Source organism: Pseudomonas sp. 58 R 3 (assembly GCF_900006605.1).
Taxonomy (GTDB): domain Bacteria; phylum Pseudomonadota; class Gammaproteobacteria; order Pseudomonadales; family Pseudomonadaceae; genus Aquipseudomonas; species Aquipseudomonas salomonii.
Genome location: NZ_CVTT01000040.1, coordinates 113590 through 128130, shown reverse-complemented (window position 1 = coordinate 128130; position 14541 = coordinate 113590). Strand labels below are relative to the sequence as shown.

Sequence of the window (14541 nt, the reverse complement as noted above, 5' to 3'; positions counted from 1 at the left end):
ACCATGTCCAAGCACAGCGGCTTTGTGTTTCGCCGCCCGGCGCTGGCTCGCAGCATTGCTGATGGCTTGGTCGGCGCCGGAATTCAGGATTTCACCTCAGGCCTGTTCCTCGCAGCACCTCGACGCACCGGCAAAAGTACCTTTTTGCGCGAAGACCTGATCCCGGAGTGTCAACTGCGGGGTTGGCTGGCGGTTTACGTGGATCTCTGGGCTGACAAAGAGAAAGATCCGGCGGAGTTGATCGCCAGCGCCATTGGCGCGGCTCTGGTGCCCTATGAAAAGGGTATTCGCAAGCTGGCCAAGAACATTGGAATCGAGAAGCTAAGCTTCCTGCGTACCCTTTCCTGGGACTTCAGCACGCCACAATTGCCGGTGGGTGCGACGCTGACTCAAGCGTTGGAGTTGCTCCACAGCGCTGCCGAAAAGCCCGTCGTGCTGGTGATTGATGAAGCGCAGCACGCACTGACCACCGAGTCCGGCATCAACGCGATGTTCGCGTTGAAAGCTGCCCGAGATCAGCTCAACCAAGGCCGTGACGAGGAGGGCAGTGGCTTGCGCCTGGTGTTCACCGGCTCCAATCGCGACAAGCTCGCGCATTTGGTCCTCGGTAAAAGCCAGCCATTCTTCGGCTCCAGCATCACGCCCTTTCCCTTACTCGGCAAAGCGTTCACTCAGGCCTACACCCTGCACCTCAACGCGCATTTGGCCAGCACCAATCAGTTCAACGCTGCGGATATCGACGAAGCCTTCGAACTGGTCGGCCGTCGCCCGGAGATGCTGCGTACCATCATCGGCGAAGTGGCGCTGGAATTGGGCGAGGCGAGCAACCTGGGCCAACTGCTGCACAGCCGCGCCGAACTGTTGCGTGCCGGCGTGTGGACCGAATTTGAAAGCGCGTGGAACAACCTCACCGTTCCCCAGCGTGCTGTGTTGGCGGTGATGGTGGAGCGCTCGCAGAACAACGAGCCTTTTGCGCCGTTTACCGATAGCACACTCACGGCGGTCAGCAAGGCACTGGAGGACATGGGCAGCGACGTGGTGCCGGGCACCCAGACCATTCAGGCCTGTATCGATGCCTTGCGTGACAAAGAATTGGTGTGGAAGTCGAGTCGCGGCGGGTATGCCCTGGAAGACAAATCCTTTGGCGATTGGCTGCTGCACAGAAGCCGTACAGCGAATTCAAAGACACCATAAATCAACTGTGGGAGCTGGCTTGCCTGCGATAGCGGTAGATCAGGCAGTACAGCGTTATCTGACAAACCGCCATCGCAGGCAAGCCAGCTCCCACAGGGGATTTTTGGTGTGGCTTATTTCTTTACCAGCGCCGAACACGCCGCCTTGAAGGCCTCATGCTGATACTTGTTCAGCGTCGCCGGCAGCTCAAAATCGTGCTTCTTGTTCTGCGCATTGATGGTCTGCGGCGACAGCAGCGTCACTTCAACGCCGTCGAGCAACTGAAACACCCCTTCAATCTTGAACGTGGTCGGGCCACCGGCGAATTCGCCTTTCTTGCTGCGTTTTTTGATCGCGATGCGGGTAATGGCGTTTGCCTGCACAAAGGCCTTCACCTGGGCGGCGAAGGCTTTGACGTTGGCCGCCTCATCGTCGTCTTCAAGCGCGATTTTCTTGGTGGCCAGCGCCACGTGAGTCAGCGTCAGGCCATCCTGGGAAGCGAGGGCGATGATGGCTTCGCTGCCTTTGATTTCGATGCCGCAGATAGTCATGCAAGAGCCTTGTTTCAGAGAGAAAGTGACGGGATTGTCGCTTATTCCTGCCCAATCGACTCCAAAAACTCCGACCGCTCATCACTCATCCGCGCCAGGCAGTCATTCTGTTGAATCGCGTAGTCCTTGCTGCCATTCACCGCCGGGAAGGTGTCCACCGCACAATCGGCATCGCGAAGTTTTTCCCACTTCTGCTGGGCATCCTTCAGACGAGCGGTAATGTCGGCCAGTTGCGATTTGTTGCTGCCATAGGTTGAACCCATGCGTTCGAGCAAGCCCTGATAGTTATCCTTGAGCAATTGCTCGGCGGTGGTTTTGTTATAGGTGGCGCATTCCAGGGTTTGTTTGTCGTTTTCGATGCCATCGCAAGGCGTGTTGTCGGTGTCTTCGGCGGCGTGGACGCCGGTTGCGATGAGTGCCAAAGCCAGGAAAATCGATTTCATTGCGCCGTCTCATATCAGGTGATGAGCAAATTCTGGCTCAAGCGTGGGACAAAGAACAGCCACCCGTCAGCGATGTCATGTAGGCCTTTGTCGCTGATTGACGCTTTCGGCAATTCCCCTGTCGTTTTTGCACCCGGCTCTGTCGGCCCCTGAGCATATGCTGGCCCCAAAGCGCCGGCAGACGATTCGGCGCATGAATCGCCAATAAGGGGACGCCTGATGAGCCCAGCCGAGTTGCACGCCGACAGCATCGTTATCGACGGTCTGATTATTGCCAAGTGGAACCGCGACCTGTTCGAAGACATGCGCAAAGGTGGCCTTACCGCCGCCAACTGCACGGTGTCGGTGTGGGAAGGCTTCCAGGCCACGATCAACAACATCGTTGCCAGCCAGACCCTGATCCGTGAAAACAGCGACCTGGTGATCCCGGTGAAAACCACCGCCGACATTCGCCGCGCAAAAGAGCAGGGCAAGACCGGCATCATCTTCGGCTTCCAGAACGCCCATGCGTTTGAGGACCAACTGGGCTATGTCGAGATCTTCAAGCAGCTCGGCGTGGGTGTGGTGCAGATGTGCTACAACACCCAGAACCTGGTCGGCACCGGTTGCTACGAGCGTGATGGCGGCCTGTCGGGCTTTGGTCGTGAAATCGTCGGCGAGATGAACCGTGTCGGCATCATGTGCGACCTGTCCCACGTCGGTTCCAAGACCAGCGAAGAAGTCATCCTCGAATCGAAAAAGCCGGTGTGCTACTCCCACTGCCTGCCGTCGGGCCTTAAAGAGCACCCGCGCAACAAGTCCGATGAAGAACTCAAGTTCATCGCCGACCATGGCGGTTTTGTCGGCGTGACCATGTTCGCGCCGTTCCTGGCCAAGGGCATCGATTCGACCATCGACGACTACGCCGAAGCCATCGAATACACCATGAACATCGTCGGCGAAGACGCGATCGGCATCGGCACCGACTTCACCCAGGGCCATGGCCAGGATTTCTTCGAGATGCTGACCCATGACAAGGGTTACGCCCGCCGCCTGACCAGCTTCGGCAAGATCATCAACCCGCTGGGCATCCGCACCGTGGGCGAGTTTCCCAACCTCACCGAGACCCTGCTCAAACGCGGCCACAGCGAGCGTGTGGTGCGCAAGATCATGGGCGAGAACTGGGTCAACGTCTTGAAAGACGTCTGGGGCGAATAAGCCACCGCATTTCTCCCCGACCGTTCGCGTCGGGGCATACCTGAGAATTTTCTGGAGTTAAGTTTCCATGGCCAAAATCGCCCCGCAATTGCCTATCGAAGTCGACAGCGAAACCGGTGTCTGGACTTCCGACGCCCTGCCGATGCTGTATGTGCCACGGCATTTCTTCGTCAACAACCACATGGGCATCGAAGAAGTGCTGGGCGCCGACGCCTACGCCGAGATCCTCTACAAGGCCGGCTACAAATCTGCCTGGCACTGGTGCGAAAAAGAAGCTGAATGCCACGGCCTGGAAGGCGTTGCAGTGTTCGAGCATTACATGAAGCGCCTGTCGCAACGCGGCTGGGGCCTGTTCAAGATCCAGGACATCGACCTCGACAAAGGCACCGCCAGCGTCAAGCTCGAACACTCGGCGTTTGTCTACGTGTACGGCAAGGTCGGGCGCAAAGTGGACTACATGTTCACCGGCTGGTTTGCCGGTGCCATGGACCAGATTCTGCAGGCGCGCGGCAGCCAGATTCGCACCGTAGCCGAGCAAGTTTACGGAGGCTCCGAAGAGGGCCATGACGACGGCCTGTTCACCGTCAAGCCGTTGTAAGTCGAGGAACCGTGCCATGGCTTTCGAAGCAATGTTTGCGCCGATCCAGATCGGCAAACTGACCATCCGCAACCGCGTGCTCAGTACCGCCCACGCCGAGGTGTATGCCACCGACGGCGGCATGACCACTGACCGCTATGTGAAGTATTACGAAGAGAAAGCCAAGGGCGGTATCGGCCTGGCGATCTGTGGCGGCTCCTCGGTGGTGGCCATCGACAGCCCGCAGGAATGGTGGAGCTCGGTGAACCTGTCCACCGACCGCATCATCCCGCACTTCCAGAACCTGGCCGATGCCATGCACAAGCATGGCGCGAAGATCATGATCCAGATTACCCACATGGGCCGTCGCTCGCGCTGGGACGGCTTTAACTGGCCGACCCTGATGTCGCCGTCCGGCGTGCGTGAGCCGGTGCACCGTGCGACCTGCAAGACCATCGAGCCGGAAGAAATCTGGCGCGTAATCGGCAACTACGCCAGCGCCGCCAAGCGCGCCAAGGCCGGTGGCCTGGACGGTGTGGAACTGTCCGCGGTGCACCAGCACATGATCGACCAGTTCTGGAGCCCACGGGTCAACAAGCGTACCGACGAATGGGGCGGCACCTTCGAGGGCCGCATGAAGTTCGGCCTGGAAGTGCTCAAAGCCGTGCGCGCCGAGGTCGGTGACGACTTTTGCGTGGGCATGCGCCTGTGTGGCGACGAGTTCCACCCGGACGGCCTGTCCCACGAGGACATGAAGCAGATCGCCAAGTATTACGATGACACCGGCATGCTCGATTTTATCGGCGTGGTGGGCTCGGGTTGCGACACTCACAACACCCTGGCCAACGTGATCCCCAACATGAGCTACCCCCCGGAGCCGTTCCTGCACCTGGCGGCCGGTATCAAGGAAGTGGTCAAGGTTCCGGTGCTGCACGCGCAGAACATCAAGGACCCGAACCAGGCCACGCGCATTCTGGAAGGCGGCTATGTGGACATGGTCGGCATGACCCGTGCGCACATCGCCGACCCGCACCTGATCGCCAAGATCAAGATGGGCCAGATCGACCAGATCAAACAATGCGTCGGCGCCAACTACTGCATCGACCGCCAATACCAGGGCCTGGATGTGTTGTGCATCCAGAACGCCGCGACCTCCCGTGAATACATGGGCGTGCCGCACATCATCGAGAAATCCACCGGGGTCAAACGCAAAGTCGTGGTGGTGGGTGCCGGCCCGGCCGGCATGGAAGCGGCGCGGGTCGCGGCCGAACGTGGCCACGATGTGACCCTGTTCGAGAAGAAAGAGTTTATCGGCGGGCAAATCACCACGGCCTCCAAAGCCCCGCAGCGTGACCAGATCGCCGGCATCACGCGCTGGTTCCAGCTGGAGTTGGCGCGCTTGAAGGTCGACCTGCGCCTGGGCGTGGCGGCCGATGCCGAGACCATCCTCGACCTGCGCCCTGACATCGTGGTGCTGGCCGTTGGCGGGCATCCGTTTATCGAGCAGAACGAACACTGGGGCGCCGCTGAAGGGTTGGTGGTGAGCAGTTGGGACGTGCTCGACGGCAAAGTGGCGCCGGGCAAGAACGTGCTGGTGTACGACACCATCTGCGAGTTCACCGGCATGTCGGTGGCCGACTTCCTGGCCGACAAAGGCTGCCAGGTGGAAATCGTCACCGACGACATCAAGCCAGGCGTGGCGATTGGCGGTACGTCGTTCCCGACTTACTACCGCAGCATGTACCCCAAAGAAGTGATCATGACCGGCGACATGATGCTGGAAAAGGTCTATCGCGAGGGCGACAAGCTGGTGGCGGTGCTGGAGAACGAATACACCGGCGCCAAGGAAGAACGCGTGGTTGACCAGGTGGTGGTCGAGAACGGTGTGCGCCCGGACGAGGCCATCTACTACGGGCTCAAGGAAGGTTCGCGCAACAAGGGCCAGATCGACGTCGAAGCCTTGTTCGCGATCAAACCGCAGCCGTGCTTGAGCGAGGCGGGTGAGGGGTACTTGCTGTTCCGCATCGGTGACTGTGTGGCGCAGCGTAATACCCACGCCGCGATCTATGACGCCCTGCGCTTGTGCAAGGATTTCTGACGCACCTGATCGTTCCCACGCTCTGCGTGGGAATGCTGCCCTGGACGCTCCGCGTCCGCTCTTAAGGTCGTGACGCAGAGCGTCACAGGATGCATCCCCACGCAGAGCGTGGGGACGATCATTGTGGGAGCTTCACCATGTTGAACACCTTGCTTCCTATTCTTTTGTTTGCAGCCATCGGCCTCGCCGCCCTCGGCGCCCTGCGCCGGGTCAACATGTGGCGCCGTGGCCGCGCGTCCAAGGTCGACCTGCTCGGCGGCCTGCTGGCCATGCCCAAGCGCTATATGGTTGACCTGCACCACGTGGTGGCCCGCGACAAATACATCGCCAACACCCACGTCGCCACCGCCCTGGGCTTTGTGCTGTCGGCGCTGCTGGCTATTTTGGTGCACGGTTTTGGCCTGCATAACCGTATCCTCGGCTATGCCTTGCTGCTGGCCTCGGTGCTGATGTTCGTCGGCGCCACCTTCGTCTACCTGCGTCGGCGCAACCCACCCGCGCGCCTGTCGAAAGGCCCGTGGATGCGCCTGCCGAAAAGCCTCATGGCGTTCTCGGTCAGCTTCTTTGTGGTGACCTTGCCGGTGGCCGGAATTTTGCCTGCCGACTTTGGCGGCTGGCTGCTCGCCGCGCTCTTGAGCCTGGGCGTGCTGTGGGGCGTGAGCGAAATGTTCTTCGGCATGACCTGGGGCGGGCCGATGAAACACGCCTTTGTCGGTGCCCTGCACCTGGCCTGGCACCGTCGCGCCGAGCGTTTTGGTGGTGGCCGTTCTACAGGTTTGAAGCCGCTCGACCTCAGCGACAAAACCGCGCCATTGGGCGTGGAAAAACCCAAGGATTTCACCTGGAACCAACTGCTCGGTTTCGACGCCTGCGTGCAGTGCGGCAAGTGCGAAGCGGCGTGCCCGGCGTTCGCCGCCGGCCAGCCGCTGAACCCGAAAAAACTCATTCAGGACATGGTGGTCGGCCTGGCTGGTGGCACCGATGCCAAGTTCGCCGGCAGCCCTTACCCAGGCAAACCGGTGGGCGAACACAGCGGCAACCCGCACCAGCCGATCGTCAATGGCCTGGTCGACGCCGAAACCCTGTGGTCGTGCACCACCTGCCGCGCCTGCGTGGAAGAGTGCCCGATGATGATCGAGCACGTCGACGCCATCGTCGACATGCGCCGCCATCTCACCCTGGAAAAAGGCGCCACGCCGAACAAGGGCGCCGAAGTCCTGGAAAACCTGATTGCCACCGATAACCCCGGCGGTTTCGCACCGGGCGGTCGCCTCAACTGGGCAGCGGACCTGAACCTGCCATTGCTCAGCGAAAAAGCCAGCTGCGACGTATTGTTCTGGGTCGGTGACGGCGCGTTCGACATGCGTAACCAACGCACCTTGCGCGCCTTCGTCAAAGTGCTCAAAGCGGCCAAAGTCGACTTTGCCGTGCTGGGCCTGGAAGAACGCGACAGCGGTGATGTGGCGCGGCGCCTGGGCGATGAAGCCACTTTCCAACTGCTGGCCACGCGCAATATCCGCACACTGGAAAAGTACAGCTTCAAGCGCATCGTCACCTGCGACCCGCACAGCTTTCACGTGCTGAAAAACGAATACGGCGCCTTCAACGGTAATTATGTCGTGCAGCACCACAGCACCTTCATGGCCGAACTGATCGGCGAGGGCGCGCTGAACCTGGGCCAGCACAAGGGCAACAGCGTGACTTACCACGACCCTTGTTACCTGGGCCGCTACAACGGCGAATACGAGGCGCCGCGCCAAGTGCTGCGGGCGTTGGGTATCGAGGTCAAGGAGATGCAACGCTCGGGCTTCCGTTCGCGCTGCTGCGGCGGCGGTGGCGGCGCGCCGATCACCGATATTCCCGGCAAGCAGCGCATCCCGGATATGCGCATGGACGACATCCGCGAAACCGGCGCCGAGCTGGTGGCCGTGGGTTGTCCACAATGCACGGCGATGCTTGAGGGCGTGGTCGAGCCACGGCCACTGATCAAGGACATCGCTGAACTGGTGGCCGACGCGTTACTTGAAGACGCCACACAGGCCAAGGCACCCATCAAGCGTCAACCTGCGGAGGTGCACTGATGAGCGACATTATCCGCCGCGACCCACGGGCCGAATGGATCGCCCGTAACCGCCTGCACCCGTTGCACGCCGCCATGCAGCCGCTGCAACACAGCTGGATGGGGCCGAACGGCGTCATCCGCAAAAACGTGCATGGCGTGGGTTTTATCGGCCCCAACGGCATCAAGCGTATCGACCGCAGCGGCGCCCAGCAGGGCGGCGCGGCCAAGCGCACGGCGGCAGTGGAAGTGCAGTTGCCGTTGCACCAGGTAACAGCGCCGGCGTTCTATATCAACGTGGTACCGGACATGGTCGGCGGCCGCCTGAGCAGCCATGACCGCGACTTGCTCGGCCTGGCCCGGCAACTCGCCGGCAGCGACGGAGCAGTGCTGGCGGTGGTGTTTGGCGAGCACAAAGAAAGTGCTTTTGCCACGGCGGGTGTCGATCGCCTGCTGGTGTTGGATGGCCAGGAATTCGAGGGTTATTCACCGGAGCAACGCATCCAGGGCTTGCGGGCTGTGGATAACCAGTTCAACCCGCGCCATTGGTTGCTGCCCGACAGCCGCAGTGGCGGCGGCGAGTTGGGCCGGCGTTTTGCCGCGAGCCTCAAGGAACGCCCGGCCACACGCGTGTGGCAGATCAAGGGCGAGGAGTGCATCGGCCGCGCCGGTGCGGGCCAGGAGGATTTGGCCCGGCCACTGCCGCGCCTGATTCTGGCCGCGGTGGAATGCGCCGAGCCGGTCAGCGAAACCCGTCACGAAGCCTTGCCGGTGGAGTTATCCACAACTCTGGCGCGCAGCCTGCCGCGTATCGAGGATCTCGGCGCAGTGGCGGTGGACCCTGGGGCAATTCCGATGGCCGAGGCGGAGTTCATTTTCTCTGGCGGCAATGGCGTCAAGGATTGGGCATTATTCCACCAGACCGCAGCCGCCTTGGGCGCCACCGAAGGCGCGTCACGGGTGGCAGTGGACGATGGCTTTATGGCGCGTGATCGCCAGGTCGGCGCCAGCGGCACCTGGGTCACGGCACGGGTGTACGTGGCCGTGGGCATTTCCGGGGCGATCCAGCACCTGCAAGGCATCGGTGCCTGCGACAAGGTGGTAGCGATCAACCTCGACCCTGGCTGCGACATGATCAAGCGTGCCGACCTGTCGGTGATCGGCGAAAGCGCCGCGATTCTGCAAGCCTTGATCGAGGCGGTGCAGGTGTACCGCAACGGCGCCAAGCGCGATGCGGCTTAAGGACATGACCATGACCACGAATGTAATCAGCTTGGTGTCCATCGGCGCCCACCCGACTTCCGGCCGCCCACGCCGCGCCGAGCAGGATGCCCGCGCCGTCGAGCTGGGCCTGCAGTTGGCTGGGGATAGTTTGCAGGTGCTGCATGCCGGTGATGTTAACGAGCCGACGTTGCGCAGCTACCTGGGCATGGGCCTGCCGCAGTTGCATGTGCTCGAACAACCGGCGGGCAGCGACGCTTTGCCGGTGCTCAGTGATTATCTGCGTGAGGCCGGCGCTCACGTGGTGCTCACCGGCAGCCAGGCGGAAACCGGCGAAGGCTCGGGCATGTTGCCGTTCCTGTTGGCCGAGCAATTGGGCTGGCCGTTGATCGTCGGGCTGGCGCAAGTGGAGTCTATCGAGGGCGGCATTGCCTGTGTGCTGCAAGCCTTGCCGCGCGGGCAGCGGCGGCGCCTGAAGGTGCGCCTGCCGTTTCTGGCGACTGTGGATAACGCCGCGCCCAAGCCACGGCAAAGCGCCTATGGCCCTGCGCAACGCGGCGAGCTGGCGGCCCATGAGGTCGAGGTTGAACACGATGAGTTATTCACAGGTGCGGTGCTGCAACCGGCCAAGCCACGGCCCAAGCGCCTGAAGGTAATCAAGGCCAAGAGCGGCGCCGATCGGATGAAGGCGGCGACTGCCAAGGCCAGCGGCGGCGGTGGGCAGGTGCTCAAGGGGCTTACCCCTGAAGCGGGCGCGGAAGCGATTCTGAAGCTACTCATCGAAGAAGGCGTGGTGCGCTAAAGGATTACCCACAATCCCTGTTGATCCGCCTGTGGATAACCTGTTCGCGGTTGTCCACACCCCCGGCTGATCAAGCCCTGCAGCCCTCTGTACGAAAAACAACCAGGCTAACTGACGGTTTTTGCTTGGTTTTTTCCTGAATAAGTTTGAAGCCAGGCACAAACTTGCCCCCAAAGTCTGTTGGCGCTTCTGTGGATAAGATGTTCGCTCTCGGCTGGGAGCCTTATAGATAAAGGCTTTCAGTGGCTTGATCAAAATATGATCAATTTGCCTTGTTGGCTCGCTGAAACCCCTGAATGCCCCGATTTATGAAGGTTTGAGGTGGTTTTCCACAAGACTTGCGAAGTTGCCCCCAAAGTCTGTTGGTGCTTCTGTGGATAAGGTGTTCGCCTACTGCTGTAGGCCACGTATTCAGGGGCTTTCACGGGGTTGATCAATAAGTGATCAGGTGTGGCTAAAACCGCACGACTTGAATAAGTCACGGATTTTCTTCAGTTAATTTCGAGGGTTGAGCACACTTGCCCACAATTGCTGTGGGTGGCTTTGTGGATAAGTTGTTGGGCGAAGGCTGGAGGGTAGACTGGTAAAGGGCTGTGAGGGGGTTGATCGAAATTTGAACAGTGACCAAGTTACATGTGAGAGCTGGCTTGCCTGCGATTGCGGTGTATCAGTCAATTCATTCATTGCTGAACCACCGCATTCGCGAGCAAGCCCGCTCCCACCGTTTGATCGACGGTGTGTCAGTTACTCGTGCGCCGCCACACCCTTGAGATACGGCGCTGGCGCCGCGCCCAGGTTGTTCAGCAGACGCTCGCTGTACCAGTCGACAAAGTTCACCACACCAAACTCATAGGTCTTGGAGTACGGGCCCGGCTGGTACGCGGTGGAGTTGATCCCGCGCTGGTTCTCTTCCGCCAGGCGGCGGTCCTGGTCATTGGTGGCGTCCCAGACCTGGCGCATACGCTCCACGTCGTAGTCCACACCTTCCACAGCGTCCTTGTGCACGATCCACTTGGTGGTGACCATGGTTTCCTGGGCGCTGATCGGCCACACAGTGAACACAATGATGTGGTCGCCCATGCAGTGGTTCCACGAATGCGGCAGGTGCAGGATACGCATCGAGCCCAGGTCCGGGTTCTTGATGCGGCCCATGAGCTTGGCGCAGCCTTGTTTGCCATCCAGGGTCATCGACACGGTGCCTTTGAGCAGCGGCATGCGCACGATGCGATTACGCAGGCCGAAGCTGGCGTGGGCGTAAGGGATCTTTTCGGCGTCCCACGCGGCGGCGGAGGCGGCGACGTGATCTTTAAACGCCTGGTCGGCGCGCGGGTCGGTGACGTCGTCCCATTCCAGCAGGGTTTTCAGCAGTTCCGGGTGCGATGCGTTGCAGTGGTAGCACTCGCGGTTGTTTTCCAGCACCAGCTTCCAGTTGGCCTTTTCGAACAAGGTGGTTTGAATCGCCACCTTGGTGTTCTCCATGTCGTAGGGTTCCATGTAGTGGTTCAGCGTCGACAGGAAATCATCGATGGCCGGCGGGGTTTCGGCCAGGCTGATGAAGATGTAGCCCCCCGCCGTTTTTACGTTCACAGGCTTCAAGCCGTACTGCTTCATGTCGAAGTCGGCGCCCATCTCGGTGCCGGCGAACAGCAGGCGGCCGTCCAGCTCGTAGGTCCACTGGTGGTAGTGGCACACGAGCTTGGCGACCTTGCCCTTGTCGCTGGTGCACAGGCGTGAGCCCCGGTGGCGGCACACGTTATGGAAGGCATGCACCACGCCGTCGGCGCCACGGATCACGATGATCGGGTTCTTGCCGATTTGCAGGGTGATGTAGTTGCCCTTGGTGGGGATCTCGCAGGTCATGCCGGCGATCAACCACTCTTTCTGGAAGATCTCCTGCATGTCGATATCAAACAACCGCTCATCAGAGTAGAACGGCTGCGGCAGCGAAAAAGTGCGTTCGCGCTCTTGCAGCATTTGCGCGGTGGCCTTGCGTGCGGGTTCCAGCGGATCGCCCAAGCTTAAGGTTGCGGTGACGTCCATCGTGTGTGTCCTCATGGCCATTCTGTGTGGCCGGCGAAAGTGGCTGATCAGGTTTTGCAGCAAGGCGTAAAGAAAGCGTCGTTGTTGGAAGCGAGTGTGGGGCCGCCGATGCACCGAACCTTGTCCATTAGCGACATGGCCCACTCTGATCCCGACGCGCAAGCCCCGTGGTATGGGGGCTGGTCGCGATAAGTATGTGAATGTCGCAGATAGGTAAATGGGCGGTTGCGGCGTTACGCAGAATCGCCACCATAAAGCCGAGCATCGGCAGTGGAGAGCAAGCATGTCCAACAATTTCCTGAACCCGGTAACCACCCAGACCTGGGCCAATGGTCGGCACATCGTCCGTTGCGTCAAAGTCATCCAGGAAACCTGGGACGTGCGCACCTTTTGCTTCATGGCCGACCAGCCGATTTTGTTCTTTTTCAAGCCAGGGCAGTTCGTCACCCTGGAGCTGGAGATCGAAGGCCAGCCGATCATGCGCTCGTACACCATCTCCAGTTCGCCGTCGGTGCCCTACAGCTTCTCGGTGACCATCAAGCGCGTGCCGGGCGGGCGGGTTTCCAACTGGCTGCACGACACCCTGCATGAAGGCCAGGAGCTGGCGGTGCACGGGCCGGTCGGGCTGTTCAATGCCATCGACTTCCCAAGCCCTAAAGTGCTGTACCTCAGCGGCGGCGTCGGCATCACGCCGGTGATGTCCATGGCGCGCTGGTTTTACGACACCAACGCGAATGTCGACATGACGTTTGTCCACAGCGCCCGCTCGCCCAAAGACATCATTTACCACCGCGAGCTGGAGCACATGGCGTCGCGGATCGATAACTTCAGCCTGCACCTGATCTGTGAAAAACACGGGTTGGGCGAGCCGTGGGCCGGGTATCGCGGTTACCTGAACCACAAGATGCTGGAATTGATGGTGCCGGACTTCCTGGAGCGCGAAGTGTTCTGCTGCGGCCCTACGCCGTACATGAGCGCGGTGAAACGCCTGCTGGAGGCCGCCGGCTTCGACATGACGCGTTACCACGAGGAATCCTTCGGCGCCACGCCGCCGGAAGCCCGCGCCGATGCGGTGGAGCAAGCCGAGCAAGCCGCGGACGCGCCAGAGATCGACCTGGCAGACCTGCATCAAGTGGAATTCATCGCCTCCGGCAAAAGCATTCGTGTGGCGCCGGGCGAAACCGTGCACGCGGCCGCGGCCAAGCTTGGCCTGCTGATTCCAAAAGCATGCGGCATGGGCATTTGTGGGACATGCAAGGTCATGAAGCTCGGCGGGGAGGTCGAGATGGACCACAACGGCGGGATCACCGAGGAAGACGAAGCCGAAGGCTACATCCTGTCGTGCTGCAGCGTGCCGAAGGGCGACGTGCGTATCGAGTTCTAAACGCTCGTTCCCACGCACCGCGTGGGAATGCAGCCCGTGACGCTCCGCGTCACAGAGTGCTCGGTATTCAAGCCATGCCCAAAGGGCGGGACGCGGAGCGTGTGGGAGCGAGCATTAGTGCCAGCGTTGAATATCGATGAGCCCTTCTTGTCCTGCGTAATTGCGCGCACTGGAATACCGCCAGTGTTCGGCTAAGTCCACATATCCTCGTTTCACCGGGTTGTGGTGAATGTAATCAAGCTTTTGGTGCATCACCCGCTCGCTGTACACCAACTCAGCGTGTGAGCCTTCCTGCCAAAGTTGATAAACCCGGTCTATCTTGTGCGCCCGTTTGCTGAACCGCAGGCGTTGTAATAAACGCTCTGCGCCTCGGCGCTGCAAATCGTCAATGATGGTACGGGCGGTAAAGGATTTGAATTGGTTCACGCATTTGCCAAGGTCGGGCGCCTGAGCGATGAAGTGCAAGTGGTTTTCGAGGATGACGTAGCCGAAGAGATTCAAGGCATGGTGGCTTTGTTGATATCGCCAACAGTCCAAAAGATGACCAACGATGTAGTCACGGGTGAACAGCGGCAGCCATTCCATGACGGTGCAGGTGAGGAAGTGCGGCTTTTCAGGTTCGGTGATGACGTAGCGGCTTCTGCCCATGGATTCGTCCTTGAATCGGGGTGCGGGGTGGACGCGGAGCGTCCGGGGAGGCATTCCCACGCAGAGCGTGGGAACGATCACCTGTGGGAGCGGGCAAGCCCGCTCCCACAGGTGTTAACGGTTACTGCGCGTAGACATGGACGACAAAATGCTGGCCTGATGCTGTCAATTCATAGGCTTTGTCGTAGATCCTCAGCGTCCTTGATGGCTCGCGGATGGTGTCGCCGACGTTGGCGATCCTCCGGAATTCATCCCAGTCGATGACGGTGGTGCTGGTAGCGCCGTCGATTCTGAGGTTACTGCCGTCGCATTGATATTCCATAGGTTTAGCCCTCTGCTGGATTTCCG

Annotated in this window: 13 protein-coding genes; 8 read left to right on the top strand and 5 right to left on the bottom strand. The window is 60.4% G+C overall.

Annotated elements, in window-relative coordinates:
- Positions 1-3 precede the first annotated feature (3 nt).
- The gene (locus tag BFP92_RS10560; RefSeq protein WP_065929450.1) at positions 4-1194 is read left to right on the top strand and encodes an AAA family ATPase; all 1191 of its coding nucleotides are present in this window, start codon (positions 4-6) and stop codon (positions 1192-1194) included.
- A gap of 113 nt (positions 1195-1307) precedes the next feature.
- Here the strand turns inward: BFP92_RS10560 and BFP92_RS10555 are convergent, their stop codons facing one another.
- Positions 1308-1724: a DUF3010 family protein gene (locus BFP92_RS10555; RefSeq protein ID WP_065929449.1), complete on the bottom strand. Its 417-nt coding sequence runs from the start codon at positions 1722-1724 to the stop codon at positions 1308-1310.
- Between the two features lie 41 nt (positions 1725-1765).
- Complete coding sequence (locus BFP92_RS10550) at positions 1766-2167, bottom strand: lysozyme inhibitor LprI family protein (protein ID WP_056857778.1); 402 nt, start codon at positions 2165-2167, stop codon at positions 1766-1768.
- 219 nt (positions 2168-2386) lie between these two features.
- Here BFP92_RS10550 and BFP92_RS10545 point away from each other — a divergent pair, with 219 nt between their 5' ends.
- The 6 genes from BFP92_RS10545 (at position 2387) to BFP92_RS10520 (ending at position 10121) form a co-directional block, all read left to right on the top strand.
- On the top strand, positions 2387-3364 hold the full coding sequence (locus BFP92_RS10545; RefSeq protein ID WP_014720245.1) for a dipeptidase: 978 nt from the start codon (positions 2387-2389) through the stop codon (positions 3362-3364).
- Between the two features lie 67 nt (positions 3365-3431).
- The gene (locus BFP92_RS10540; RefSeq protein ID WP_034116150.1) at positions 3432-3962 is read left to right on the top strand and encodes a DUF5943 domain-containing protein; all 531 of its coding nucleotides are present in this window, start codon (positions 3432-3434) and stop codon (positions 3960-3962) included.
- A gap of 16 nt (positions 3963-3978) precedes the next feature.
- Positions 3979-6039 carry a dimethylglycine demethylation protein DgcA gene (gene dgcA, locus BFP92_RS10535; protein ID WP_065929448.1) on the top strand — a complete coding sequence of 687 codons (2061 nt, stop codon included), beginning with the start codon at positions 3979-3981 and terminating at the stop codon, positions 6037-6039.
- 137 nt (positions 6040-6176) lie between these two features.
- Positions 6177-8120: a dimethylglycine demethylation protein DgcB gene (gene dgcB, locus BFP92_RS10530; RefSeq protein ID WP_065929447.1), complete on the top strand. Its 1944-nt coding sequence runs from the start codon at positions 6177-6179 to the stop codon at positions 8118-8120.
- The gene (locus BFP92_RS10525) at positions 8120-9340 is read left to right on the top strand and encodes an electron transfer flavoprotein subunit alpha (RefSeq protein WP_065929446.1); all 1221 of its coding nucleotides are present in this window, start codon (positions 8120-8122) and stop codon (positions 9338-9340) included. Before dgcB ends, BFP92_RS10525 begins: the two co-directional genes overlap by 1 nt.
- 10 nt (positions 9341-9350) lie before the next feature.
- Entirely contained in the window at positions 9351-10121 is a 771-nt protein-coding gene (locus tag BFP92_RS10520) for an electron transfer flavoprotein subunit beta (protein WP_065929445.1), read from the top strand.
- Positions 10122-10865: 744 nt separating this feature from the next.
- Here BFP92_RS10520 and gbcA read toward each other — a convergent pair.
- Positions 10866-12161 (bottom strand): glycine-betaine demethylase subunit GbcA, encoded by a 1296-nt coding sequence (gbcA, locus tag BFP92_RS10515; protein ID WP_065929444.1) that lies wholly within the window; start codon positions 12159-12161, stop codon positions 10866-10868.
- Between the two features lie 283 nt (positions 12162-12444).
- Here gbcA and gbcB point away from each other — a divergent pair, with 283 nt between their 5' ends.
- Positions 12445-13545, top strand: coding sequence for a glycine-betaine demethylase subunit GbcB (gene gbcB, locus BFP92_RS10510; protein ID WP_017139359.1), 1101 nt, complete (start codon positions 12445-12447; stop codon positions 13543-13545).
- Positions 13546-13659: 114 nt separating this feature from the next.
- Here gbcB and BFP92_RS10505 read toward each other — a convergent pair whose 3' ends face one another.
- A complete protein-coding gene (locus BFP92_RS10505; RefSeq protein WP_065929443.1) occupies positions 13660-14193 on the bottom strand; it encodes an REP-associated tyrosine transposase in 534 nt (177 codons plus the stop codon).
- Between the two features lie 121 nt (positions 14194-14314).
- Positions 14315-14515 (bottom strand): hypothetical protein, encoded by a 201-nt coding sequence (locus BFP92_RS10500; RefSeq protein ID WP_065929442.1) that lies wholly within the window; start codon positions 14513-14515, stop codon positions 14315-14317.
- Positions 14516-14541: the final 26 nt, after the last annotated feature.

Bases quoted from the DNA above. Each gene is read 5' to 3' on its own strand.
- BFP92_RS10560 (WP_065929450.1), top strand. From the start codon at position 4: ATGTCCAAGCACAGCGGCTTTGTGTTTCGCCGCCCGGCGCTGGCTCGC.
- BFP92_RS10555 (WP_065929449.1), bottom strand. From the start codon at position 1,724: ATGACTATCTGCGGCATCGAAATCAAAGGCAGCGAAGCCATCATCGCC.
- BFP92_RS10550 (WP_056857778.1), bottom strand. From the start codon at position 2,167: ATGAAATCGATTTTCCTGGCTTTGGCACTCATCGCAACCGGCGTCCAC.
- BFP92_RS10545 (WP_014720245.1), top strand. From the start codon at position 2,387: ATGAGCCCAGCCGAGTTGCACGCCGACAGCATCGTTATCGACGGTCTG.
- BFP92_RS10540 (WP_034116150.1), top strand. From the start codon at position 3,432: ATGGCCAAAATCGCCCCGCAATTGCCTATCGAAGTCGACAGCGAAACC.
- dgcA (WP_065929448.1), top strand. From the start codon at position 3,979: ATGGCTTTCGAAGCAATGTTTGCGCCGATCCAGATCGGCAAACTGACC.
- dgcB (WP_065929447.1), top strand. From the start codon at position 6,177: ATGTTGAACACCTTGCTTCCTATTCTTTTGTTTGCAGCCATCGGCCTC.
- BFP92_RS10525 (WP_065929446.1), top strand. From the start codon at position 8,120: ATGAGCGACATTATCCGCCGCGACCCACGGGCCGAATGGATCGCCCGT.
- BFP92_RS10520 (WP_065929445.1), top strand. From the start codon at position 9,351: ATGACCACGAATGTAATCAGCTTGGTGTCCATCGGCGCCCACCCGACT.
- gbcA (WP_065929444.1), bottom strand. From the start codon at position 12,161: ATGGACGTCACCGCAACCTTAAGCTTGGGCGATCCGCTGGAACCCGCA.
- gbcB (WP_017139359.1), top strand. From the start codon at position 12,445: ATGTCCAACAATTTCCTGAACCCGGTAACCACCCAGACCTGGGCCAAT.
- BFP92_RS10505 (WP_065929443.1), bottom strand. From the start codon at position 14,193: ATGGGCAGAAGCCGCTACGTCATCACCGAACCTGAAAAGCCGCACTTC.
- BFP92_RS10500 (WP_065929442.1), bottom strand. From the start codon at position 14,515: ATGGAATATCAATGCGACGGCAGTAACCTCAGAATCGACGGCGCTACC.